This window comes from Pseudoxanthomonas fibrivorans (assembly GCF_041464125.1).
Lineage (GTDB): Bacteria > Pseudomonadota > Gammaproteobacteria > Xanthomonadales > Xanthomonadaceae > Pseudoxanthomonas.
In genome coordinates this window covers 1257652-1281714 of the sequence record NZ_JBGNUG010000001.1, presented here as the reverse complement: position 1 = coordinate 1281714, position 24063 = coordinate 1257652, and the positions used below count along the sequence as shown (strand labels likewise).

The 24063-nt window shown below is 68.8% G+C and carries 19 protein-coding genes and 1 tRNA gene; all 20 read left to right on the top strand.

Translation table 11 applies throughout. The annotated features are described in order from the left end of the window. The first annotated feature begins 24 nt into the window (after nt 1–24). The 20 genes from ACA089_RS06030 to pnp all read left to right on the top strand — a co-directional run bounded on the left by ACA089_RS06030 (nt 25) and on the right by pnp (nt 23908). The gene (locus ACA089_RS06030) at nt 25–777 is read left to right on the top strand and encodes an NADH-quinone oxidoreductase subunit C (protein ID WP_372014493.1); all 753 of its coding nucleotides are present in this window, start codon (nt 25–27) and stop codon (nt 775–777) included. An 8-nt stretch (nt 778–785) separates the two neighbouring features. Next, the gene (locus ACA089_RS06025; protein WP_372017684.1) at nt 786–2096 is read left to right on the top strand and encodes an NADH-quinone oxidoreductase subunit D; all 1311 of its coding nucleotides are present in this window, start codon (nt 786–788) and stop codon (nt 2094–2096) included. Then, on the top strand, nt 2093–2620 hold the full coding sequence (gene nuoE, locus ACA089_RS06020; RefSeq protein WP_372014490.1) for an NADH-quinone oxidoreductase subunit NuoE: 528 nt from the start codon (nt 2093–2095) through the stop codon (nt 2618–2620). The genes ACA089_RS06025 and nuoE overlap by 4 nt, the downstream gene beginning before the upstream one ends. 11 nt (nt 2621–2631) lie before the next feature. Next, nucleotides 2632–4002 carry an NADH-quinone oxidoreductase subunit NuoF gene (gene nuoF, locus ACA089_RS06015; protein ID WP_372014487.1) on the top strand — a complete coding sequence of 457 codons (1371 nt, stop codon included), beginning with the start codon at nt 2632–2634 and terminating at the stop codon, nt 4000–4002. After that, on the top strand, nt 3999–6248 hold the full coding sequence (gene nuoG / locus ACA089_RS06010) for an NADH-quinone oxidoreductase subunit NuoG (RefSeq protein WP_372014484.1): 2250 nt from the start codon (nt 3999–4001) through the stop codon (nt 6246–6248). Before nuoF ends, nuoG begins: the two co-directional genes overlap by 4 nt. Next, nucleotides 6245–7336 carry an NADH-quinone oxidoreductase subunit NuoH gene (gene nuoH / locus ACA089_RS06005; RefSeq protein WP_372014482.1) on the top strand — a complete coding sequence of 364 codons (1092 nt, stop codon included), beginning with the start codon at nt 6245–6247 and terminating at the stop codon, nt 7334–7336. The genes nuoG and nuoH overlap by 4 nt, the downstream gene beginning before the upstream one ends. A gap of 3 nt (nt 7337–7339) precedes the next feature. Continuing rightward, nucleotides 7340–7828, top strand: a complete 489-nt coding sequence (gene nuoI, locus ACA089_RS06000) for an NADH-quinone oxidoreductase subunit NuoI (protein ID WP_372014480.1) — start codon at nt 7340–7342, stop codon at nt 7826–7828. Between the two features lie 7 nt (nt 7829–7835). Next, on the top strand, nt 7836–8480 hold the full coding sequence (locus tag ACA089_RS05995; RefSeq protein ID WP_372014478.1) for an NADH-quinone oxidoreductase subunit J: 645 nt from the start codon (nt 7836–7838) through the stop codon (nt 8478–8480). Further along, entirely contained in the window at nt 8477–8794 is a 318-nt protein-coding gene (gene nuoK / locus ACA089_RS05990; protein ID WP_372014476.1) for an NADH-quinone oxidoreductase subunit NuoK, read from the top strand. The genes ACA089_RS05995 and nuoK overlap by 4 nt, the downstream gene beginning before the upstream one ends. 253 nt (nt 8795–9047) lie before the next feature. Further along, a complete protein-coding gene (gene nuoL, locus ACA089_RS05985; RefSeq protein WP_372014473.1) occupies nt 9048–11180 on the top strand; it encodes an NADH-quinone oxidoreductase subunit L in 2133 nt (710 codons plus the stop codon). A gap of 19 nt (nt 11181–11199) precedes the next feature. Beyond that, nucleotides 11200–12711: an NADH-quinone oxidoreductase subunit M gene (locus tag ACA089_RS05980; protein ID WP_372014470.1), complete on the top strand. Its 1512-nt coding sequence runs from the start codon at nt 11200–11202 to the stop codon at nt 12709–12711. 13 nt (nt 12712–12724) lie between these two features. Continuing rightward, nucleotides 12725–14173, top strand: coding sequence for an NADH-quinone oxidoreductase subunit NuoN (nuoN, locus tag ACA089_RS05975; protein WP_372014468.1), 1449 nt, complete (start codon nt 12725–12727; stop codon nt 14171–14173). A 260-nt stretch (nt 14174–14433) separates the two neighbouring features. Next, nucleotides 14434–14510 (top strand) — tRNA-Met (locus ACA089_RS05970). A 220-nt stretch (nt 14511–14730) separates the two neighbouring features. Beyond that, nucleotides 14731–15333, top strand: coding sequence for a ribosome maturation factor RimP (locus ACA089_RS05965; protein ID WP_372014465.1), 603 nt, complete (start codon nt 14731–14733; stop codon nt 15331–15333). Between the two features lie 6 nt (nt 15334–15339). Next, a complete protein-coding gene (gene nusA, locus ACA089_RS05960) occupies nt 15340–16851 on the top strand; it encodes a transcription termination factor NusA (RefSeq protein ID WP_372014463.1) in 1512 nt (503 codons plus the stop codon). A 174-nt stretch (nt 16852–17025) separates the two neighbouring features. Further along, a complete protein-coding gene (gene infB, locus ACA089_RS05955) occupies nt 17026–19662 on the top strand; it encodes a translation initiation factor IF-2 (protein ID WP_372014460.1) in 2637 nt (878 codons plus the stop codon). Between the two features lie 147 nt (nt 19663–19809). Further along, nucleotides 19810–20175 carry a 30S ribosome-binding factor RbfA gene (gene rbfA, locus ACA089_RS05950; protein WP_372014458.1) on the top strand — a complete coding sequence of 122 codons (366 nt, stop codon included), beginning with the start codon at nt 19810–19812 and terminating at the stop codon, nt 20173–20175. Between the two features lie 69 nt (nt 20176–20244). Beyond that, complete coding sequence (gene truB / locus ACA089_RS05945) at nt 20245–21174, top strand: tRNA pseudouridine(55) synthase TruB (RefSeq protein WP_372014455.1); 930 nt, start codon at nt 20245–20247, stop codon at nt 21172–21174. A gap of 184 nt (nt 21175–21358) precedes the next feature. Further along, nucleotides 21359–21619, top strand: a complete 261-nt coding sequence (gene rpsO / locus ACA089_RS05940) for a 30S ribosomal protein S15 (protein ID WP_162405599.1) — start codon at nt 21359–21361, stop codon at nt 21617–21619. A 183-nt stretch (nt 21620–21802) separates the two neighbouring features. Continuing rightward, the gene (pnp, locus tag ACA089_RS05935; protein WP_372014452.1) at nt 21803–23908 is read left to right on the top strand and encodes a polyribonucleotide nucleotidyltransferase; all 2106 of its coding nucleotides are present in this window, start codon (nt 21803–21805) and stop codon (nt 23906–23908) included. Nucleotides 23909–24063 lie beyond the last annotated feature (155 nt).

Below are 24063 nucleotides of genomic sequence, written 5' to 3'. Positions count from 1 at the left end.
CCTTTCCGGAATACGCCAAGCCCCATGGCCGAGCCAGCTGCCTCCTTCGCCCAGCGCCTCCGCGACCGCTTCCCGGCCGCGGCGGTGACCGTGGCCGAACCCCGTGGCGAGATCACCCTCGAAGCATCCGCGCAGGACTGGCTGGCGACCTGCCAGGCGCTGCGCGACGAGTTCGCCTTCGAGCAGCTGACCGCGGTCAGCGGCATCGACTACCTGGGCTACGGCAGCGACGAGTGGGACACCGAAGGCGTGTCCTCCGGCGGCTTCAGCCGCGGCGTGGAAGGCAAGGGCACCGGCCGCTTCGGATGGGGCGAGCAGCCCAGCCAGCAGGGCGCCGACCGGGTCGTGCCGATCGAGGTCCCGCGGCGCCGCTTCGCCGCGGTCCTGCACCTGATGTCCTATGCCGGCAACGTCCGCCTGCGCGTGCGCTGCTTCGCGCCGGACGACGCGCTGCCGGTGGTGCCGTCGGTGACGGCCCTGTGGCCCGGCGCCAACTGGTTCGAGCGCGAGGCGTTCGACCTGTACGGCATCGTCTTCGAGGGCCACCCGGACCTGCGCCGGATCCTGACCGACTACGGCTTCGTCGGCCATCCGTTCCGCAAGGACTTCCCGCTCATCGGCAACGTCGAGGTGCGCTACGACGAGGAGCGCAAGCGCGTCGTCTACGAGCCGGTGACCTCGGTCGAGCCGCGCGTGGGCGTGCCGCGCGTGATCCGCGACGACGCCCGCTACGAGACCGCGGCCGGCGAAGCCGCGCAGCGGGAGGCGGCCAAGTGAGCGCACAGATGAATCCCGATACGACGTTCCATCCTGCCGCCGCATCCGGCAACGCCGCCGAGGCGAAGCAGGAGATCCGCAACTACACCATGAACTTCGGCCCGCAGCACCCGGCCGCGCATGGCGTGCTGCGCCTGATCCTGGAGATGGACGGCGAGACCATCGTCCGCGCCGATCCGCACGTGGGCCTGCTCCATCGCGGCACCGAGAAGCTGGCCGAGTCCAAGCCGTTCAACCAGTCGATCGGCTACATGGACCGGCTGGACTACGTGTCCATGATGTGCAACGAGCACGCCTACGTGCGCGCGATCGAGACCCTGCTGGGGATCGAGGCGCCCGAGCGCGCGCAGTACATCCGCACCATGTTCGACGAGATCACCCGGATCCTGAACCACCTGATGTGGCTGGGTTCCAATGCGCTCGACCTGGGCGCGATGGCGGTGTTCCTGTACGCGTTCCGCGAGCGCGAAGAGCTGATGGACGTCTACGAGGCGGTCAGCGGCGCGCGCATGCACGCGACCTACTACCGGCCCGGCGGCGTCTATCGCGACCTGCCGGACCACATGCCCAAGTACAAGGAATCCCCCTGGCACAAGGGCGCCAAGCTGAAGCGCTTCAACGAGGCGCGCGAGGGCTCGCTGCTCGACTACATCGAGCACTTCACCCGCGAGTTCCCCAAGCGCATCGACGAATACGAGACGCTGCTGACCGACAACCGCATCTGGAAGCAGCGCACCGTCGGCATCGGCGTGGTCACGCCCGAGCAGGCCCTGGCCTGGTCGATGAGCGGGCCGATGCTGCGCGGGTCGGGCATCGAATGGGACCTGCGCAAGAAGCAGCCCTACGCGAAGTATGACGCGGTCGACTTCGACATCCCGGTGGGCAAGGAGGGCGACTGCTACGACCGCTACCTGGTCCGCGTCGCCGAGCTGCGCCAGTCCAACCGGATCATCACCCAGTGCGTGAAGTGGCTGAAGGCCAACCCCGGCCCGGTCATGGTCCAGAACTTCAAGGTCGCCCCTCCCAAGCGCGAGGAGATGAAGGACGACATGGAAGCGCTGATCCACCACTTCAAGCTGTTCTCCGAAGGCTATTGCGTGCCGGCAGGCGAGACCTACGCCGCGGTCGAGGCGCCCAAGGGCGAGTTCGGCTGCTACCTGGTGTCCGACGGCGCCAACAAGCCGTTCCGCGTGCACCTGCGCGCGCCGGGCTTCGCGCACCTGTCCTCGATGGACGAGATCGTGCGCGGCCACATGCTGGCCGACGTCGTGGCCATGATCGGTACCTATGATCTCGTGTTTGGTGAGGTGGATCGATGAAGGCCACCGGTAATTTCGAGCACGCGCGCAACGTCGACCCGATGGTCGTCCTGAGCGACGACACGCGCGCGCACATCGACCACTGGTTGACCAAGTTCCCGCCGGACCGCAAGCGGTCCGCGGTGCTGCAGGGGCTGCACGCGGCCCAGGAACAGAACCAGGGCTGGCTGACCGACGAGCTGATCGCCGCGGTCGCCAGGTACCTGGACCTGCCGCCGGTATGGGCCTACGAGGTCGCCACCTTCTACTCGATGTTCGAGACCCAGAAGGTCGGCCGCAACAACGTGGCCTTCTGCACCAACATCAGCTGCTGGCTCAACGGCGCCGAGCAGCTGGTGGCGCACGCCGAGCAGAAGCTCGGCTGCAAGCTGGGCGAGTCGACCGCCGACGGCCGCGTCTACCTCAAGCGCGAGGAAGAGTGCGTGGCCGCGTGCTGCGGCGCCCCGGTGGTGGTGATCAACGGCCATTACCACGAGAAGCTCACCGCCGCGAAGGTGGACGAGCTGCTCGACGGACTGAAGTGAGGCCACCGCAGATGGCGCACCACACCAAGATTTCCGAGGGCTACGGCCCGGTCGGCCCGGCCCCGAAGGAGCACCAGGCGGTCTACACGACGCTGCACTTCGACAAGCCCTGGTCGTACGAGAACTACCTCAAGACCGGCGGCTACCAGGCGCTGCGCAGGATCCTCACCGAGAAGATCCCGCCGGCCGACGTGGTCGAGATGGTCAAGCAGTCGGGCCTGCGCGGGCGCGGCGGCGCGGGCTTCCCGACCGGGCTGAAGTGGAGCTTCATGCCCAAGGGCGACATGCAGAAGTACATCCTCTGCAACTCGGACGAGTCCGAGCCGGGCACCGCCAAGGACCGAGACATCCTGCGCTACAACCCGCACGCGGTGATCGAAGGCATGGCGATCGCCTGCTACGCCACCGGCTCGACCGTGGGCTACAACTACCTGCGCGGCGAATTCCACCACGAGCCGTTCGAGCACCTGGAGGAGGCCACCGCCGAGGCGTACGCCAACGGCTGGCTGGGCAAGGACATCCTCGGCTCGGGCGTCGACATCGACCTGTACAATGCGCTGGGCGCGGGCGCCTACATCTGCGGCGAAGAAACCGCGCTGATGGAGTCGCTGGAAGGCAAGAAGGGCCAGCCGCGGTTCAAGCCGCCGTTCCCGGCCAACTTCGGCCTGTATGGCAAGCCGACCACGATCAACAACACCGAGACCTACGCCTCCGTGCCGGCGATCGTGCGCAACGGCGCGCAGTGGTTCATGGACCTGGGCAAGCCGAACAACGGCGGTTGCAAGATCTTCTCGGTGTCCGGCCACGTCGCGCGGCCCGGCAACCACGAGATCCGCCTGGGCACGCCGTTCTCCGAGCTGCTGGAGCTTTGCGGCGGCATGCGCGAGGGGCGGAAGATCAAGGCGGTGATCCCGGGCGGTTCCTCGATGCCGGTGCTGCCGGGCGAGACCATGATGGGCCTGACCATGGACTACGACGCGATCCAGAAGGCCGGTTCGGGCCTGGGTTCGGGCGCGGTCGTGGTGATGGACGACACCACCTGCATGGTCCGCGCCTGCCAGCGCATCGCCCGGTTCTACTACAAGGAAAGCTGCGGTCAGTGCACGCCGTGCCGCGAAGGCACCGGCTGGATGTACCGCATGCTGACCCGGGTGGCCGAGCACAAGGCCACGCTGGAAGACCTGCAGACCCTGCGCGCGGCCGCCGGCCAGATCGAAGGCCATACCATCTGCGCGTTCGGCGAAGCCGCCGCGTGGCCGGTGCAGGGCATGCTGCGCCACTTCTGGCATGAGTTCGAATACGCCATCGTCAACAAGCGCTTCCTCGTCGACGACGAGCGCGATGGCACGGTGGTCCGTTCCAACCTGGAGGTGGCCGCGTGAGTGCGCAGCCCGTCAACCCGAACCTGCCGCCCGACCACGTCACCGTCTTCATCGACGGCGTCGAGATGGCCGCGCCGAAGGGCTCGATGATCATCCAGGCGGCGGACAAGGCCGGCATCCCGATCCCGCGTTTCTGCTACCACGACAAGCTGGCGGTGGCGGCCAACTGCCGCATGTGCCTGGTCGACACCGAGGTGGGCGGGCGCTCGGCGCCGAAGCCGTCGCCGGCCTGCGCCACGCCGGTGATGGACGGCCTCAAGGTCTTCACCCGCAACGACAAGGCGCTGAAGGCCCAGCGCAACGTGATGGAGTTCCTGCTGATCAACCATCCGCTCGACTGCCCGGTCTGCGACCAGGGTGGCGAGTGCGAACTGCAGGACCTGTCGCTGGGCTACGGCCGCTCGGTCAGCCGCTACGTCGAGCGCAAGCGCGTGGTCGCCGACGAGGACATCGGCCCGCTGGTCGCCACCGAGATGACGCGCTGCATCCAGTGCACCCGCTGCGTCCGTTTCACCGGCGAGATCGCGGGCACCTACGAGCTGGGTGGCATGTACCGCGGCGAGAACCTGCAGATCGGCACCTACGACGGCAAGCCGCTGGCGACCGAGCTATCGGGCAACGTCATCGACGTGTGCCCGGTCGGCGCGCTGACCAACAAGGTGTTCCAGTTCCGCGCCCGCCCGTGGGAGCTGGTCGCCCGCGAGTCGCTGGGCTACCACGACCCGATGGGCTCCAACCTGCACCTGCACGTGCGCCGCGGCGAAGTGCTGCGCACCGTGCCGCGCGACAACGAGGCGGTCAACGAGTGCTGGCTGTCCGACCGCGACCGCTACTCGCACCAGGGCCTGCAGGCCGCCGACCGTGCCACCGCGCCGCTGCGCAAGGTGGACGGGCAGTGGCGCGAGGTCAGCTGGGCCGAAGGCCTGGCCGCGGCGGCCGATATCCTGCGCGCGAACAGGGGCGATGCCCTCGGCGTGCTGGCGCATCCGTCGACCTCGAACGAGGAGGGCGGGCTGCTGGCGCTGCTGGCCGGTGAACTGGGCAGCGGCAACCTCGACCACCGCATCGGCAACCGCGACTTCTCCGACGCCGCCGTGGCCGAGCCGTTCGCCCTGCCGCTGGCGGAAGTGGGCCAGGCCGACGTGGTCGTGCTGGTCGGCAGCCACCTGCGCCACGAGCTGCCGCTGCTGCACGCGCGGCTGCGCCAGGCCCAGGTCAAGCGCAACGCCCGCATCCACGTGATCAATCCGGTCGACTTCGACTTCACCTTCGCCCTGGCCGGCAAGCAGATCGTGCCGCCGTCGCGCTTCGCCGAGGCGCTGGCCGACGCCACGCTGCGCGATGCCGCCAAGGGCGCGACGCGCGCGGTGGTGATCGTCGGCGCGATCGCGGAGAACCATCCCCAGGCCGCCGCGATCCGTGCCGCCGCGCGCGATTTCGCCGCCGCCACCGGCGCCTCGCTGTGCCGCATCCCGCAGGGTGCGAACGCCGTGGGCCTGGCCCGGGCGGGGGTGCTGCCGTCCGCGCTGGACGTGGCCGGCATGTTCGCCGCGCCGCGCGGCGGGTACGTGCTGTACGGAATCGAGCCGGGCCTGGACTTCGCCGACACCGCCGCCGCGCTGAAGGCGCTGAACGCGGCGCAGGTCGTGGCGTTCAGCCACTTCGCCTGCGAGTCGACCCGTTCCGTGGCCGACGTGATCCTGCCGATCGGTGCGCTGCCGGAGATCGAGGCGACGCTGACCAACCTGGATGGCGTCGAACAGTCGGCGCAGGCCGGCGGAAGGCTGCCGGGGCAGGCCCGCGAAGGCTGGCGCGTCCTGCGCGCGCTGGGCGGCGAACTGGGCCTGCCGGGCTTCGAGTTCACCGACCTGGCTGGTGCGCGGGCGATGCTGGAGGGCGGCCGCAAGGTCGCGCTGAAGCCCGGTCGCGCGGCCGATGCCGGCACCGGCACCCTCGAGCTGGCGCTGGTCCCCGCGATCTACCGCACCGACGCGGTGGTGCGCCGTGCCGCCGCGCTGCAGGCCCATCCCCTGAGCGTCGAGGCCAGGATCGTGCTGAATCCGGCCGATGCCGCTGCCGCCGGCCTGGCCGATGGCACCGTCGCCAAGGTCCGCGCCGGGAGCGGCACCGCGACCCTGCCGGTGGCGGTGGATGACCGCGTCGCCGCGGGCGCCGCATGGATCGAAGGCGGCCATGGCGCCACCGCGCCGCTGGGCGCGGGCCGGGTCGAGGTGGTGAAGGCATGAACGAGCTTCTGATCAACGCCGTCGGTCCGCTGCGCGAGTGGTTCTACTCGCTGGGCGAACTTGGCCCGGCGGTCTGGATCGTGTTGAAGATCCTGGCGATCGCCATGCCGGTGATCATCTCGGTGGCGTTCTACGTGGTCTGGGAACGCAAGCTGATCGGCTGGATGCACGTGCGCCACGGGCCCATGTACGTGGGCATGGGCATCTTCCAGGCGTTCGCCGACGTCTTCAAGCTGCTGTTCAAGGAAGTCATCCAGCCGGCCAGCGCGCACAAGGTGATGTACATCCTGGCGCCGCTGATCGTCCTGGCGCCGGCGTTCGCCGCCTGGGCGGTGGTGCCGTTCGACTACAAGCTGGTCCTGTCCAACGCCAACGCGGGCCTGCTGTACCTGCTGGCCATGACCTCGCTGGGCGTGTACGGCGTGATCATCGCCGGCTGGGCGTCGAACTCGAAGTACGCGTTCCTGGGCGCGATGCGCTCGGCCGCGCAGGTGGTCAGCTACGAGATCGCGATGGGCTTCGCGCTGGTCGGCGTGCTGATCGCCGCCGGCAGCCTGAACCTCACCGACATCGTGATGGCCCAGGCCGGCAACTCCGGCTTCCTCGAGTGGTTCTGGCTGCCGCTGCTGCCGCTGTTCATCGTGTACTGGGTGTCCGGTGTGGCCGAAACCAACCGCGCGCCGTTCGACGTGGTCGAAGGCGAGTCGGAGATCGTCGCCGGCCACATGGTGGAGTACTCCGGGTCGGCGTTCGCGCTGTTCTTCCTGGCCGAGTACGCCAACATGATCCTGGTCAGCTTCCTGATCTCGATCTTCTTCCTCGGCGGCTGGCTGAGCCCGATCCAGGGCTGGGTGAGCGCGGACGTCTCCCCTTGGGTGGACTGGATCTGGAAGGGCGGCTGGCCCTGGCTGCTGGCCAAGGTGTTCTTCTTCGCCAGCGCCTACATCTGGTTCCGCGCCAGCTTCCCGCGCTACCGCTACGACCAGATCATGCGGCTGGGCTGGAAGGTCTTCATCCCGATCACGATCGCCTGGATCGCGGTCACTGCGGTGCTGGTGTTCTATGGCGTGTTCGAGAAGGGCGCCTGACCGATGAGCAAAGTCGTCCACTACTTCAAGAGCCTGATGCTGCTGGAGCTGGTCCAGGGCCTGGGCCTTACGTTCCGGTACCTGTTCCGTCCTAAGTACACGCTGATGTACCCGATGGAGAAGTTCCCGCAGTCGCCGCGCTTCCGCGGCCTGCACGCGCTGCGCCGCTACCCGAACGGCGAGGAACGCTGCATCGCCTGCAAGCTGTGCGAGGCGGTGTGCCCGGCGCTGGCGATCACCATCGACTCGACCCGGCGCGAGGACGGCACCCGCCGCACCACGCGCTACGACATCGACCTGTTCAAGTGCATCTACTGCGGCTTCTGCGAGGAAAGCTGCCCGGTGGATTCGATCGTGGAGACGCACGTGCTGGAGTACCACTTCGAGAAGCGCGGCGAGAACATCGTCACCAAGCCGCAGCTGCTGGCCATCGGCGACCGCCTCGAGGCGGAGATCGCCGAGCGCCGCGCCGCCGACGCCGCCTACCGCTGAGGCCACGATGGACTGGACCAAGATCGCCTTCTACGCCTTCGCCGCCACCGCCGTCGTCTCGGCCGGCGCCGTGATCAGCGTGCGCAACCCGGTCAATGCGGTGCTGTGCCTGATCCTGACCTTCTTCTCGGTCGCCTGCACCTGGCTTCTGGTCGGCGCCGAGTTCCTCGGCGTGGCCCTGATCCTGGTCTACGTCGGCGCGGTGATGGTGCTGTTCCTGTTCGTGGTGATGATGCTGGACATCGACGTGGCCGCGCTGCGCGAGGGCTGGGTGCGGTTCCTGCCGGTGGGCCTGGTCGTGGCGGTCGCCATGCTGGTCCAGATCCTCGCCCTGATCGGGGTGAGGGCGCGCTCGGCGGCGCCGTTCCCGGACAACGCCGCATCGGCCGCGGCCGATGCGTCCAACACCAAGTGGCTGGCCGAACGGCTGTTCACCGAGTTCATCCTGCCGTTCGAGTTCGCCGCGGTGATCCTGACCGTGGCGGTGATCGCGGCGGTGATGATCACCCTGCGCAAGCGCACCGGGATCAAGACCCAGAATCCGTCCGCGCAGTCGCGGGTCAAGGCCGCCGACCGCCTGCGCATCGTGTCGATGCCGGTGGAGAAGCCGGCGCCGGCTGCCGCTCCGGCCGAAGGGGAGGGCCAGGCATGATCACCTCCGGCATCACCCTGGGCCACATGCTCTCGCTGGGCGCGGTGCTGTTCTGCATCAGCATGGCCGGCATCTTCCTCAACCGGAAGAACGTCATCGTCCTGCTGATGTCGATCGAGCTGATGCTGCTCGCGGTCAACATCAACTTCATCGCCTTCTCGCGGGAGCTGGGCGACGCGGCCGGCCAGCTGTTCGTCTTCTTCATCCTGACGGTGGCCGCCGCCGAGGCGGCGATCGGCCTGGCCATCCTGGTGGCGCTGTTCCGCACCCGCGGCACGATCAACGTCGGCGAGGTGGATTCGCTGAAGGGCTGACCTGGTCGGACGACGTGTTCGACCGGTTCGGCGCCCGGCCAGGATGGCCGGGCAGGGCCCCCCGGGGTCCGCGCGGTACCGCCATGGACGGCGGGGAAACCGATGATTGCGCGCGCTGCGGCCCCCGGGGCCGTGGCCGCGACGCCGGCAAGGCTCCGCCGGCACGAGTGAGGAAGTTGCGGCATGCGCAGGCGGAGGACCGGTCCGGTCCGCGCCCGCATCGACAGGCACGTACTGGATTAGACGGCACACCATGATGATCTCCAAAACCCATCTGCTGCTGATCGTGCTGGCCCCGTTGCTGGGCAGCATCATCGCGGGCCTGTTCGGCCGCCAGGTCGGCCGCAAGGGCGCCCAGTTCGCGACCATCCTCGGCGTGGCCGCCAGCTGCGCGCTGTCGTGCTGGGTGCTGTACCAGCTGGTTGCCGGCGGTGCCTCGCCGTTCAACCAGAACGTGTACACCTTCTTCGAGGTCGGCAACTACGCCGCCCACGTCGGCTTCATGGTCGACCGGCTGACCGCGATGATGATGGTGGTGGTGACCTTCGTGTCGCTGCTGGTCCACATCTACACCATCGGCTACATGGCCGAGGACCCGGGCTACCAGCGGTTCTTCAGCTACATCTCGCTGTTCACCTTCAGCATGCTCATGCTGGTGATGAGCAACAACTTCCTGCAGCTGTTCTTCGGCTGGGAGGCGGTGGGCCTGGTGTCGTACCTGCTGATCGGCTTCTGGTTCAAGCGGCCGAGCGCGGTCTTCGCCAACATGAAGGCGTTCCTCGTCAACCGCGTCGGCGACTTCGGCTTCCTGCTCGGCATCGCCGGCGTGCTGCTGTGGTTCGGTACCCTCGACTACGCCACCGTGTTCGCCCGCGCCCCGGCCCTGCAGTACGGCCACGTGCAGATCTTCGAGGGCCACCAGTGGAGCGTGGCGACCATCATCTGCATCTGCCTGTTCATCGGCGCGATGGGCAAGTCGGCGCAGGTTCCCCTGCACGTGTGGCTGCCCGACTCGATGGAAGGCCCCACGCCGATCTCCGCGCTGATCCACGCGGCGACGATGGTCACCGCGGGCATCTTCATGGTCGCGCGCATGTCGCCGCTGTTCGAGCTGTCGGACACCGCGCTGCACTTCATCCTGTTCATCGGCGCGACCACCGCCTTCTTCATGGGCCTGATCGGCATCGTGCAGAACGACATCAAGCGCGTGGTCGCGTACTCGACGCTTTCGCAGCTGGGCTACATGACCGTGGCGCTCGGCGTGTCGGCGTACTCCGGGGCGGTTTACCACCTGATGACGCACGCCTTCTTCAAGGCGCTGCTGTTCCTGGCCGCCGGCTCGGTCATCATCGGCATGCACCACGAGCAGGACATGCGCCGGATGGGCGGCCTGCGCAAGTACATGCCCGTCACCTACTGGACCAGCGTGATCGGCACCCTGGCCCTGGTCGGGACGCCGTTCTTCTCCGGCTTCTACTCGAAGGACACCATCATCGAGGCGGCGGCGCACCACGCGCACCAGACCCACCACTGGATCGCCACGTACGCCTACTGGGCGGTGCTGGGCGGCGTGATCGTGACCAGCTTCTACAGCTTCCGCCTGCTGTTCATGACCTTCCACGGACCGGAGCGCTTCCGCGACGCGCACGACGGCCATGGACACGGCCACGGCGACCACGCCGCCGACCACGTCCAGGGTGACCACGCCCACGGCGATCATGCCCACGACGACCATGGCCACCATGGCACGCACGAGCCGCACGAGTCGCCCTGGGTGGTGACGGTGCCGCTGATCCTGCTGGCCATCCCGTCGGTGCTCATCGGTTTCTTCACCGCCGGCCCGATGCTGTTCGGCACCGACTGGAAGGGCGCGCACCACGCGGCCGCGATTCCCGGCCAACTCGTGACCTACTTCACCGGCGCGATCGACTTCATCGATCCCTCGCGCGACACCATCGCCGCGGTCGGCGAGGAGTTCTGGCACGGCCCGGTCGCCTATGCGACCCACGGCATGCGGATGCCGGCGTTCTGGCTGACCGTGGCCGGCTTCCTGCTGGCGGCGCTGTTCTACCTGTGGAAGCCCGACCTGGCGGGCCGCGCGCGCCGCATCTTCCACCCGCTGGTGCGGCTGCTGGAGGAGAAGTACTTCGCCGACCACCTCTGGATCAAGGGCTTCGCAGGCGGCGGCGTGAAGCTCGGCCGGGTCTCGCGCTGGATCGACAGCACGCTGATCGACGGCGTCATCGTCAACGGCAGCGCGCGCGTGGTCGGCCTGGCGGCGACCCTGCTGCGGCGCACGCAATCCGGTTACCTCTACCACTACGCCTTCGCGATGATCATCGGCCTGATTGCACTGCTGGCCGTGCTCATGCGGTTCTGGCGCTGACCGTACGGAAGAACGAGACGTGGCGAACACGCACCTGCTTAGTGTCCTGATCTGGCTGCCGGTGATCGGCGGCGCGCTGATCCTCGCCCTCGGCAATGCCCGGGCGTCGGCGGCGCGCTGGGCGTCGCTGGCCGTGGCCGTGGTCACCTTCCTGGCCAGCCTGCGGTTGCTGACCGGCTTCGACTACGCCAACCCGGGGATGCAGTTCGTCGAACAGCACGCCTGGATCCCCTCGTACGGCATCCACTACAACCTGGGCGTGGACGGCATCGCGGTGGCGCTGATCCTGCTGACCACGCTGGTCGGGGTACTCGCCCTGGTCGGCGCCTGGGGCGTGGTCAACAAGCGCGTCCACCAGTACGTGGCCTCGTTCCTGATGCTGCAGGGCGTGACGGTGGGCATCTTCGCCGCCACCGACGCGATCCTGTTCTACGTCTTCTTCGAGGCCATGCTGATCCCGATGTTCCTGATCATCGGCGTCTGGGGCGGTCCGCGGCGCATCTACGCGGCGATGAAGTTCTTCCTCTACACCTTCCTCGGCTCGGTGCTGATGCTGGTGGCGCTGGTCTACCTGTACCTGAAGGGCGGCAGCTTCCAGCTGGCCGACCTGTACGCGCTGCCGCTCACGGCCAGGGAGCAGACCTGGATCTTCTTCGCCTTCATGATCGCCTTCGCGGTGAAGGTGCCGATGTTCCCGGTCCACACCTGGCTGCCTGACGCGCACGTGGAGGCGCCGACCGCCGGCTCGGTGATCCTGGCCGCGATCGCGCTGAAGATCGGCGGCTACGGCTTCCTGCGCTTCAACCTGCCGATCACGCCGGACGCGGGCCACGAGTGGGCCTGGCTGGTGATCACCCTGTCGCTGATCGCCGTGATCTACGTCGGCCTGGTCGCGCTGGTCCAGGACGACATGAAGAAGCTGGTCGCCTATTCCTCGGTGGCGCACATGGGCTTCGTCACCCTGGGCACGTTCATCGCCTTCACCCTGGTCCGCGACTTCGGTTCGCTCGACGCCGCGCGGCTGGGCCTGCAGGGCGCGATGGTGCAGATGGTCTCGCACGGGTTCGTGTCCGGCGCGATGTTCACCTGCATCGGCGTGCTCTACGACCGCATGCACACCCGGCGCATCGCCGACTACGGCGGCGTGGCCAACGTGATGCCGTGGTTCGCCGCCTTCGCCATGCTGTTCTTCATGGCCAATGCCGGCCTGCCGGGCACGAGCGGCTTCGTCGGCGAGTTCATGGTGATCCTGGCCAGCTTCCAGAAGCATCCGGTGGTCGCCTTCCTGGCGGCCACCACCCTGGTGATCACCGCGGCCTACACCCTGTGGCTCTACAAGCGGGTGTTCTTCGGCGAGGTCGGCAACGCCCACGTCGCCGAGATGAAGGACGTCAACGCGCGCGAAGTGCTGGTGCTGGGCGTGTTCGCCGCCGGCACCCTGCTGCTCGGCGTGTGGCCCAAGCCGCTGACCGACCTGATGGAACCGTCGATCGCGCAACTGGCGATGCAGATCGCCACCAGCAAGCTGTAAGGATTCCCCGAAGATGACCACGTCCCCCGCGATGCCGTCCGCCGCCGAGCTGCTGCCGCTGCTGCCGGAACTGGTGCTGATCGGCGGTGCCTTCGCCCTGCTGATCCTCGACCTGTTCATCGACGCCCGGCACAAGGTCTGGACCCACTTCCTGTCCGTGCTGGTGCTGGTCGTGGTGCTGGCGATGCTGGCCACCGGCCACGGCGGGCAGGGCGTGGTGTTCAACGGCATGTTCGTTCGCGACACCGCCGCCGACGTGATGAAGCTGGCGATCGTGCTGATGAGCGCGCTGACCCTGCTTTACGGCTGGAGCTACCTGCGCGAGCGCAGGCTGTACCAGGGCGAGATGCCGGTCCTGGTGCTGTTCGCCACCGCGGGCATGATGATGCTGGTGTCGGCCGGCAGCCTGGTGATGGTCTACCTCGGCCTGGAACTGCTGGCGCTGTGCTCGTATGCGCTGGTCGCCGCCGACCGGGACAACGGCAAGGCCACCGAGGCGGCGATGAAGTACATCGTCCTCGGTTCGCTGGCCTCGGGCCTGCTGCTGTACGGCATGTCGCTGGTGTACGGCGCGACCGGAACGCTGCACCTGGATGCGATCAACGCCGCCGTCGCCAACTCGGACGAGCGGACCCTGCTGCTGACCGGCACCGTGTTCATGGTCGCCGGCGTGGCCTTCAAGCTCGGCGCCGCGCCGTTCCACATGTGGCTGCCGGACGTGTACCAGGGCGCCACCGCGCCGATCGCGCTGTTCGTCAGCTCCGCGCCCAAGCTGGCCGCGTTCGGCATGGCCTGGCGCCTGCTGGAAACCGGCATGGGCCCGCTGGCGGAGGAGTGGAAGTGGCTGCTCGCCGGCCTCGCCGCCGCCTCGCTGGTCATCGGCAACCTGATGGCCGTGGCCCAGTCCAACCTCAAGCGCATGCTGGCGTACTCGACCGTCTCGCACATCGGCTTCCTGCTGATGGGCCTGGCCGGCGGCGACGAGCGCGGCTACGCGGCCGCGCTGTTCTATGCGATCGCCTACGCGTTGATGTCGACCGCCGCGTTCGGCGCGATCATCGCGCTGTCGCGCCAGGGCTTCGAGGCCGAGAACATCGACGATTTCAAGGGCCTGAACGCCCGTAATCCGTGGATGGCCGGACTGGTGCTCTGCATCATGGCCTCGCTGGCCGGCGTGCCGCCGTTCCTCGGCTTCTGGACCAAGCTGGCCGTGCTCGGCGCGGCGGTGCAGGGCGGGATGCTGTGGCTGGCTCTGCTCGGCGTGGTCTGCGCGGTGATCGGCGCGTTCTACTACCTGCGCGTGATCAAGGTGATGTATTTCGACGAGCCGGTCGGCGCGCCCCTGCCGACGCACAACGACCGCGTGCTCGGCGTGGTCCTGGGCGTCAATTCGCTCGGCCTGCTGGCGCTGGGCCTGGCCTGGAACCCGATCATGGTCTGGTGCCAGCGCGCTTTCATGTGACCGGCCGGTCCACGGCGGTCGTGCCAAGGAGCCCCGGTTCGCCGGGGCTTCTGCGTTCTGCGCGATCGCGTCCCGGCATCGCCGCCGGGGGAGCCGCTGGCGGCGTGGATGGCGGGGCATCGATGCGACGGTTGGGCCGGAGCGGGAGGCGCGCCGACGCGCCGTTCCACCCCCGCGGCGCGTCCGGGGCATCGGTTCAGCGTTTTCCGCTACGCCGGGGTTGCAATAGTTCCGGCCGATCGCCATAATTCCGCCTCTGCTGCGGGGTGGAGCAGTCTGGCAGCTCGTCGGGCTCATAACCCGAAGGTCGCAGGTTCAAATCCTGCCCCCGCTACCATGTTTGGAGGGTCCGTTTCCCGGCGGTTTTCCGGGGCCACGGATTCTCAAGCCTGGGCTTGCAACGGCGCATGTTCCCGCCGTTGCGCCGATTCCAGCATCATCGGATGGGAAGCCCGGGAGGGCCTCCTGTCGGACACGGGGCCCGGATGGGCCCTTTGTCGTTTCCGGGGTCCGGAAAGTCGTCGCCGTTCCGTTTCCGAGTTCGAGAAACTGCCGCAATGAGCGAGAAGCACAGCGAAATCACCGAGCTGCTGGGCCCGACCGTCGAGTCGCTGGGCCTGGAGCTGCTGGGCATCGAGTACCTGCCGGCACCCGGCGGCGCGACCCTGCGCCTGTACATCGACGTACCGGCCACCGATGGTGGCGAGCCGGAGCGCACGGTGACCATCGAGGATTGCGAGTCGGTCAGCCGCGAGGTCTCCGCGCAGCTGGACGTGGCCGACCCGATCTCCGGCAACTACACCCTGGAGGTGTCGTCGCCGGGGCTGGACCGTCCGCTGTTCACGCCGGCCCACTTCGGCCGGTTCCTCGGGCAGCAGGCCAAGGTCGGCCTGAAGCTGCCGCAGGACGGCCGCCGCCGCCTGCAGGGCACGATCCTGCGGGTCGGGCAGGACGCCATCGTGTTCGGCCTGGATGGCGCCGAATTCACCGTGGCCGCCGACAACATCGACAAGGCGCGCCTGGTCCCCGACTGGGCCGCGCTGGGCCTGGCGCCCACCAAGAATTCGCCTTCGAAAGGCAAGCCGGGCAAGGGCCACGGCACGAGCACTGGCAAGCAACCCTCCACCAAGCCGGCGGCCGGCGAGCCGCACGCGGAGTAAAACGAGATGAGCAAGGAACTTCTTCTGGTAGTTGACGCGGTCGCCAACGAGAAGGGCGTGCCGCGCGACGTGATCTTCGACGCGCTCGAGGCCGCGCTGGCCTCGGCGGCCAAGAAGCGCTACGTCGACCAGGACGTGGTCGCCCGCGTGGCGATCGACCGCAAGGACGGCAGCTACGAAACCTTCCGCCGCTGGGAAGTCGTCGCCGACGACGTGGTCATGGAATCGCCGGACCGGCAGATCCGCCTGATGGACGCGGTCGACGAGGCCGATGGCGTCGAGGTCGGCGACTGGATCGAAGAGCAGATCGAGAATCCCGAGTTCGGCCGCATCGCCGCGCAGGCCGCCAAGCAGGTGATCGTGCAGCGCGTGCGCGAGGCCGAGCGCCAGCAGGTCGTCGACGCGTGGAAGGACCGCGTGGGCGAGCTGGTCACCGGCGTGGTCAAGCGCGCCGAGCGCGGCAACATCTACGTCGACCTGGGCGGCAATGCCGAGGCCTTCATCCCGAAGGACAAGGGCATCCCGCGCGACGTGCTGCGCACCGGCGACCGCGTGCGCGGCTACCTGTTCGAGGTCCGCAGCGAACCGCGCGGGCCGCAGCTGTTCATCAGCCGCGGCGCGCCTGAATTCATGATCGAGCTGTTCAAGCTCGAGGTGCCGGAAGTCGGCCAGGGCCTGGTCGAGATCAAGGCCTGCGCCCGCGACCCGGGCGACCGCGCCAAGATCGCGGTGATCGCCCACGACAACCGCACCGATCCGATCGGCGCGTGCATCGGCATGCGCGGTTCGCGCGTGCAGGCGGTGTCCAACGAGCTCAACGGCGAGCGCGTGGACATCGTGCTGTGGAACGAGAACCCGGCCAACTTCGTCATCAACGCGATGGCGCCGGCCGAGGTCCAGTCGATCATCGTCGACGAGGACAAGCATTCGATGGACCTGGCCGTGGCCGAGGACCGGCTGGCCCAGGCGATCGGCAAGGGCGGACAGAACGTGCGCCTGGCCAGCCGCCTGACCGGCTGGCAGCTCAACGTCATGACCCAGGACCAGGTCGCGGCCAAGTCCGAGGCCGAGCAGGCGGTCGCCCGCCAGCTGTTCCAGGACAAGCTGGAAGTGGACGAGGAGATCGCCGGCATCCTGGTGGCCGAGGGCTTCAGCACGGTCGAGGAAATCGCCTACGTCCCGGTCGGCGAACTGCTGGCGGTGGAAGGCTTCGACGAGGACATCGTCGAGGAGCTGCGTTCGCGCGCCCGCGACGCCCTGCTCAACGAGGCGCTGGCGGTGGAGGAAGAGCTGGACGAGCACCAGCCGGCCGAAGACCTGCTGGCGCTGGAGGGGATGGACGAGGAAACCGCCTTCGCCCTGGCCGGCCACGGCGTGCGCACCAGCGAGGACCTGTCCGACCTGGCCGCCGACGAGGTCGCCGAGTTCGGCATCGAGGGCCTGGACGAAGCCCGCGCCGCGGCGCTGATCCTGGCCGCCCGGGCCGAGGAAATCGCCCGCCTGGAGCGGGGCGCATGAGCGCCATGGCCCGCCAGGAGCGGGGCGCGTGAGCGCCGCCGCCCTAGCCGGGGGAGCCCGGCCGGAGCACGGCGAATGAGCCGGCGATGAACGCCGCCCTGCATCGTCCAGGGCTTAGAATCCGCGCTTCCCTTGCTTCCGGCGAGGGGGCGCCACCAAGAGCATAGGATCCGAATGTCGCAGCAAACCACCATTCGCAAGCTCGCCGAGCTGGTCAGCACCCCGGTCGAGAAGCTGCTGGAACAGCTGGCCGAGGCCGGCATGCCCTTCAGCGATCCCGACCAGGTCGTGACCAGCGCCGAGAAGCTCAAGCTGCTCGGCTTCCTCAAGCGTGCGCACGGCAAGGGCGACACTCCGGCCGAGGAAGCCGTCGCGCCGAAGAAGATCACCCTGGCCCGCCGCAAGGTGCAGGAGCTGACCGTCGGCGGTGGCCGCAGCAAGACCACGGTCAACGTCGAAGTCCGGCAGAAGCGCACCTACGTGAAGGCCCAGGACGGGCAGGCCGACCCGGCCGGCCCGGCCGTGCCGATGGACGACGAGCGCGCCGAGGTCCTGCGCAAGCTGGAGGAATCGCGCCAGCGCAACCTCGCCGAGCAGCAGCACCTGGCCGAGGTCGACCGGGTCCGCGCCGAGGAGCTGGACCGCAAGCGCCAGGAAGAGGAAGCCCAGCGTCGCGCCGAGGAAGAGGCCCGCAAGGCCGAGGAGGCGCGCCAGAAGGGCGCCGCCGCCACGCGTGCGCCGGCCGATGGCGCCGACGCCGCGCGTCCCGCCCGTCCGGGTGCGCCCGTCCACCGTCCGGCCGCGCCCGACCGCGGCGCCGACGATGGCCGCGGCCACAAGCACAAGACCCGCGGCTCGCACGCGATGGTCGCCGGCATCGAGGATGACTCGGCCGCCAGCCGTTTCGCCGGCCAGCTGCACCTGTCCGCCGCCGACCGTGCGCGCCGCACCAGCACCCGTCCGGGCAGCAAGCCCAAGCCGCGTCGCCAGGAAATGCGCGGCGGCTCGTCCTCCGGCGGCGCCGGCGGCTTCGAGCGCCCGACCGCCCCGGTGGTGCGCGAGGTGGCGATCGGCGACGCGATCACCGTGGCCGACCTGGCGCAGAAGCTGGCGCTCAAGGGCGGCGACGTGGTCAAGGCGATGTTCAAGATGGGCGTGATGGCGACCATCACCCAGACCATCGACCACGACACCGCCGCGCTGGTCGTCGAGGAACTCGGCCACAAGGTGGTGCGTGCCGGCAACGACGATGCCGAGAGCGAACTGCTGGCGCACGTCGACCAGGCGCAGGGCGACCAGGCCCCGCGTCCGCCCGTGGTCACCATCATGGGCCACGTCGACCACGGCAAGACCTCGCTGCTGGACTACATCCGCCGCACCAAGGTCGCCACCGGCGAAGCGGGCGGCATCACCCAGCACATCGGCGCCTACCACGTGGAGACGCCGAAGGGCGTCATCAGCTTCCTCGACACGCCCGGCCACGCGGCCTTCACCTCGATGCGCGCCCGCGGCGCCAAGCTGACCGACATCGTGGTGCTGGTGGTGGCGGCCGACGACGGCGTCATGCCGCAGACCAAGGAAGCGATCCAGCATGCGAAGGCGGCCGGCGTGCCGCTGATCGTGGCGATCAACAAGATCGACAAGTCCGACGCCGACCCGCTGCGGGTCAAGAACGAGCTGCTCTCCGAGCAGGTCGTGGCCGAGGACTTCGGCGGCGATACCCAGATGGTCGAGCTCTCGGCCAAGACCGGCGCCGGCGTGGACGACCTGCTCGACGCGATCTCGCTGCAGGCCGAAGTGCTCGAGCTGAAGGCCGTGCCGGACGGCCGCGCCAGCGGCGTGGTCATCGAGTCGGCGCTGGACAAGGGCCGCGGCCCGGTCGCCACCGTGCTGGTCCAGCAGGGCCAGCTGCGCAAGGGCGACTACCTGGTCTGCGGCATCCAGTACGGCCGCGTCCGCGCGCTGTTCGACGAGACCGGCGGGCAGCCCGATTCGGCCGGTCCGTCGATCCCGGTGCAGGTGCTCGGCCTGTCGGGCGTGCCCGACGCCGGCGACGACTTCGTCGTGGTCAAGGACGAGCGTCTGGCCAAGGACGTGGCGCAGCAGCGCGATGCCAAGCGACGCGAATCGCGCCTGGTCCAGGCCGCCGGCAACCGCATGGAGGACATCCTGGCCCAGATGGGCAAGGGCGAGGGCCAGCAGGTGCTCAACCTGGTGGTGAAGGCCGACGTGCAGGGTTCGGTGGAGGCGCTGAAGCAGGCCCTGACCGCGCTGTCCAACGACCAGATCCGGATCAACGTGATCAGTTCCGGCGTGGGCGGCATCACCGAGTCCGACGCCAGCGTCGCGATGACCGCCAAGGCCACGATGATCGGCTTCAACGTCCGTGCCGATGCGTCGGCGCGCAAGGTCATCGAAGCCAACGGCGTGGACCTGCGTTACTTCTCGATCATCTACGACGTCATCGACCAGGTGAAGCAGGTCGCGTCGGGTCTGCTGGGCGTGGAAATCCGCGAGGAGATCATCGGCATCGCCCAGGTGCGCGACGTGTTCCGCAGCTCCAAGTTCGGCGCGGTGGCCGGCTGCATGGTCGTCGAGGGCGTGGTCAAGCGGAACAAGCCGATCCGCGTGCTGCGCGACAACACGGTCATCTTCGAGGGCGAGCTGGAATCGCTGCGCCGCTTCAAGGAAAACGTGGAAGAAGTGCGCAACGGCACCGAGTGCGGCATCGGCGTCAAGGAGTACAACGACGTCAAGGCCGGCGACCAGATCGAGTGCTTCGAGCGCATCGAGGTCCAGCGCACGCTGTAAGCCGGACCGCCGGCGGGCATGCCCGCCGGTCCGGTGGACGAAGGGACGGCCCGCGTGGCCGTCCCGCTGTTTCCGGGGGTGCCCGGCAGGCCCGTACGCGGGATGCCGCTCCCCGACGGCCGCAACGGCCAGACCAGGAGTCGAACCATGCCTACCAAGTCCTTCCATCGCACCGACCGGGTCTCGGCGCAGCTGCGCCGCGAGCTGGGCACGCTGGTCCACGAGGCCGTGCGCGAGCACGGGCTGCCGTCCGTCAGCGTTTCCGACGTCGAAGTCACCCGCGACTTGGCCCACGCCAAGGTGTTCGTCACCGCGCTGCTGCCCGACCGCTCGGCCGAGGCGGTCAAGGCGCTCAAGGAGCTGGCCAGGGAGCTGCGCATGGAGCTGGCCCGCCGGGTCAAGCTGCGCCACGTGCCGGAACTGCATTTCCACTACGACGATTCGGTCGATCGCGGCGAGCGCATCGAGACCCTGCTGCGCGAGAACCCGCCCAGCGCCGATCCGGCCGAGTAATCCAGGCCGGATCCGTCGCCATGCCGAGCCGTTTCTTCGCGGCATCGCCCGCGTGAGCTTCCGCGCCCGATGAATCGCCCCCGCAACCGCTTCCGCCCGCTGGACGGGATCCTGCTGCTCGACAAGCCGGGGGGCATGAGCTCCAACGCCGCGCTGCAGGTCGCCCGGCGGCTGTTCCGCGCCGAGAAGGGCGGCCATACCGGCAGCCTCGACCCGCTCGCCACCGGCCTGCTGCCGCTGTGCTTCGGCGAAGCCACCAAGCTGGCCGGGCTGCTGCTGGGCTCGGACAAGGCCTACGAGGCCGACATCGTCCTGGGCGTCACCACCGATACCGACGACGCCGACGGCCAGGTCCTGCAGCGCCGGCCGGTCCCGGCCGTGGAACGCTCCGCGCTGGCGGCGGCGCTGGCGCCGTTCACGGGCGTGCTGCAACAGCGGGCCCCTGTCTATTCGGCCCTCAAGCAGGGCGGCGAACCGCTGTACGCGCGGGCCCGCCGCGGCGAGGCGATCGAGGCGCCGGTGCGCGAGGTGGTGGTCCACGCGATCGACCTGCTCGAAGCCGCGGGCGACCGCGTGCGCCTGCGCGTGACCTGCGGCTCGGGGACCTACATCCGCAGCCTGGCCCGCGACCTGGGCGAGGCGCTGGGCTGCGGCGCCCATATCGCCGGCCTGCGCCGGCTGTGGGTCGATCCGTTCAGGGAGCCGCGGATGCATACGCTGGCGGCGCTCGAGGCGCTGGCCGGGGAGGGCGGCGAGCCGGCGCTCGAGGCCTGCCTGCTCCCGCTCGAGGCCGGGCTCGCGGGCTTCGCCCGGGTCGAGCTGGACCCGCCCGAAGCGCTCAGGTTCGGCCAGGGCCAGCGCCTGCGCGGCCCGTGGCCGCCTGCCGACCCGGCCGGTGTCTTCACGGCCGCCGGCGTCCCGCTCGGGCTGGGCAGCGTCGACCCGGACGGCCTGTTGTCGCCGCACCGGCTGTTCCGCGCCGCGGCCGGGGCGGCCTGAACCGGCCCGCGTTGCCCGCGCCTTGTCCGGCAAGGCGCCCGCGGGTACAATTTGCGCGCCTTTTTCCGGGCAAATCCCAACCGTCCCATCCGTACCCCGACCGGGGAGGGGCGGCCTTCCGCAAGCGGCGGGTCAGGCGGTGCGCGAACGCGTTCCTGCAGGCCTCGCATCCAAGAGAAAACACATGTCCATCGACACCCAGAAAGTCATCGCCGACAACGCGCGCGGCGCCAACGACACCGGTTCGCCGGAAGTCCAGGTCGCCCTGCTGACCGCCCGCATCGAGCAGCTGACCGAGCACTTCAAGACCCACAAGAAGGACCACCACAGCCGTCGTGGCCTGCTGCAGCTGGTCAACCGCCGCCGCAGCCTGCTCGACTACCTGAAGCGCAAGGACAACGAGCGCTACAAGGGCCTGATCGAGAAGCTCGGCCTGCGTCGCTGATGCAAGACCCCGCCGCGGCGCAGAGATGCGCCGCGGTTTGCATTTGAGGCTCCGCAAAGAATCCCGCAGTCAGTCCGGCTCCGGCCGGAACGCAACATCCGCCAGCGGCCGGGCTCTCCGGCCACCCGGTCGCGGCAAGGGCCGCCCCCGGTCAATCGCAAGCAGAATCCCCAAGGAATCGACGTGGCAAAAATCACCAAAACCTTCCAGTACGGCAAGCACCAGGTCACCCTGGAAACCGGCGAGATCGCCCGCCAGGCCGGCGGTGCCGTCATCGTCAAGTTCGATGACACCGTGCTGCTGGTCTCCGCCGTGGCGGCGAAGTCGGCCCGTGAAGGCCAGGACTTCTTCCCGCTGACGGTCGACTACCAGGAGAAGTTCTACGCCGGCGGCCGTATCCCGGGTGGCTTCTTCAAGCGTGAAGGCCGTGCCACGGAGAAGGAGACGCTGATCTCCCGCCTGATCGACCGCCCGCTGCGTCCGCTGTTCCCGGAAGAGTTCCGCAACGAAGTGCAGGTCATCGCCACGGTGATGTCGCTGAACCCGGAAATCGACGGCGACATCCCGGCGCTGATCGGCGCTTCCGCCGCCGTCGCCCTGACCGGCGCGCCGTTCAACGGCCCGATCGGCGCGGCCAAGGTCGGCTACATCAACGGCGAGTACGTGCTGAACCCGACCGTCAGCGAGCTGAAGAACTCCAAGCTCGAGCTGGTCGTCGCCGGTACCTCCAACGCGGTGCTGATGGTGGAATCCGAGGCGGCCGAGCTGTCCGAGGAAGTGATGCTCGGCGCGGTGATGTTCGGCCACCGCGAAATGCAGAAGGCCATCGCGGTCATCAACGAGCTGGTCGCCGAAGCCGGCAAGCCGAAGTGGGACTGGCAGCCGCCCGCCAAGAACGAAGGCCTGATCGCCGCGCTGCGCCACGCCGTGGGCGACAGCCTGGCCGGCGCCTTCCAGGTGCGCGACAAGCTCGAGCGCCGCGACACCATCTCCAGCCTGAAGAAGGCCATCCTCGGCGCGCTGGCGCCGCAGGCCGAGTCCAATGCCTGGACCGCCGGCGAGCTGTCCAAGGAGTTCAGCGAGCAGGAATACCAGACCATGCGCAACTCGGTCCTCAAGACCAAGGTGCGCATCGACGGCCGTGCGCTGGACCAGGTGCGTCCGATCAGCTCGCAGGTCAGCGTGCTGCCGCGCGTGCACGGTTCCTCGCTGTTCACCCGCGGCGAGACCCAGGCGATCGTCGCCGTCACCCTGGGCACCGCGCGCGATGGCCAGATCATCGACGCGGTGTCGGGCGAGTACAAGGATCACTTCCTGTTCCACTACAACTTCCCCCCGTACTCGGTGGGCGAAGCCGGCCGCATGATGGGCCCGAAGCGCCGCGAGATCGGCCACGGCCGCCTGGCCAAGCGCGGCGTGCTCGCCGTGATGCCGACCATGGAAGCCTTCCCGTACACCATCCGCGTGGTCTCGGAGATCACCGAGTCGAACGGTTCGTCGTCGATGGCCTCGGTCTGCGGCAGCTCGCTGGCGCTGATGGATGCCGGCGTGCCGATCAAGGCGCCGGTGGCGGGCATCGCGATGGGCCTGGTGAAGGAGGGCGACGAGTTCGTCGTGCTGTCGGACATCCTGGGTGACGAAGACCACCTGGGCGACATGGACTTCAAGGTCGCCGGCACCGCCGAGGGCGTTTCCGCCCTGCAGATGGACATCAAGATCGAAGGCATCACCGAAGAGATCATGAAGCAGGCGCTGTCGCAGGCGAAGGCCGGCCGCCTGCACATCCTCGGCGAGATGGCCCGCGCGATGACCTCGCCGCGCCAGGAGCTGAGCGAGTTCGCGCCGCGCCTGATCACCATCAAGATCCACCCCGACAAGATCCGCGAGGTGATCGGCAAGGGCGGTTCGGTGATCCAGGCCATCACCAAGGAAACCGGTACCCAGATCGACATCCAGGACGACGGCACGATCACCATCGCCTCGGTGAACGGTGCCGCCGGCCAGGCCGCCAAGGCCCGCATCGAGCAGATCACCTCGGACGTCGAGCCGGGCCGGATCTACGAGGGCAAGGTCGCCAAGATCATGGACTTCGGCGCGTTCGTGACCATCCTGCCGGGCAAGGACGGCCTGGTCCACGTCTCGCAGATCTCCAACGATCGCGTCGAGAAGGTCAGCGATGCGCTGAAGGAAGGCGACGTGGTCAAGGTCAAGGTGCTGGAAGTCGACAAGCAGGGCCGCATCCGCCTGTCGATCAAGGCGGTCGAGGAAGGCGAGGGCGTGGCGGAATAACGCCGCGTCGTCACCTGACGATGGAAGGAGCGGGCTTCGGCCCGCTCTTTTTTTTTGCGCCGGGGAATGACGATGCAACGCCGTCGGCGCGGTCCCGGCACGCCACCGGCCGCATCCGGCGGCCGTGGCCCGTCGCATGGGCGGCGGTGCGCGTG

Bases quoted from the DNA above. Each gene is read 5' to 3' on its own strand.
- ACA089_RS06030 (WP_372014493.1), top strand. From the start codon at position 25: ATGGCCGAGCCAGCTGCCTCCTTCGCCCAGCGCCTCCGCGACCGCTTC.
- ACA089_RS06025 (WP_372017684.1), top strand. From the start codon at position 786: ATGAATCCCGATACGACGTTCCATCCTGCCGCCGCATCCGGCAACGCC.
- nuoE (WP_372014490.1), top strand. From the start codon at position 2,093: ATGAAGGCCACCGGTAATTTCGAGCACGCGCGCAACGTCGACCCGATG.
- nuoF (WP_372014487.1), top strand. From the start codon at position 2,632: ATGGCGCACCACACCAAGATTTCCGAGGGCTACGGCCCGGTCGGCCCG.
- nuoH (WP_372014482.1), top strand. From the start codon at position 6,245: ATGAACGAGCTTCTGATCAACGCCGTCGGTCCGCTGCGCGAGTGGTTC.
- nuoI (WP_372014480.1), top strand. From the start codon at position 7,340: ATGAGCAAAGTCGTCCACTACTTCAAGAGCCTGATGCTGCTGGAGCTG.
- ACA089_RS05995 (WP_372014478.1), top strand. From the start codon at position 7,836: ATGGACTGGACCAAGATCGCCTTCTACGCCTTCGCCGCCACCGCCGTC.
- nuoK (WP_372014476.1), top strand. From the start codon at position 8,477: ATGATCACCTCCGGCATCACCCTGGGCCACATGCTCTCGCTGGGCGCG.
- nuoL (WP_372014473.1), top strand. From the start codon at position 9,048: ATGATGATCTCCAAAACCCATCTGCTGCTGATCGTGCTGGCCCCGTTG.
- nuoN (WP_372014468.1), top strand. From the start codon at position 12,725: ATGACCACGTCCCCCGCGATGCCGTCCGCCGCCGAGCTGCTGCCGCTG.
- ACA089_RS05965 (WP_372014465.1), top strand. From the start codon at position 14,731: ATGAGCGAGAAGCACAGCGAAATCACCGAGCTGCTGGGCCCGACCGTC.
- nusA (WP_372014463.1), top strand. From the start codon at position 15,340: ATGAGCAAGGAACTTCTTCTGGTAGTTGACGCGGTCGCCAACGAGAAG.
- infB (WP_372014460.1), top strand. From the start codon at position 17,026: ATGTCGCAGCAAACCACCATTCGCAAGCTCGCCGAGCTGGTCAGCACC.
- rbfA (WP_372014458.1), top strand. From the start codon at position 19,810: ATGCCTACCAAGTCCTTCCATCGCACCGACCGGGTCTCGGCGCAGCTG.
- truB (WP_372014455.1), top strand. From the start codon at position 20,245: ATGAATCGCCCCCGCAACCGCTTCCGCCCGCTGGACGGGATCCTGCTG.
- rpsO (WP_162405599.1), top strand. From the start codon at position 21,359: ATGTCCATCGACACCCAGAAAGTCATCGCCGACAACGCGCGCGGCGCC.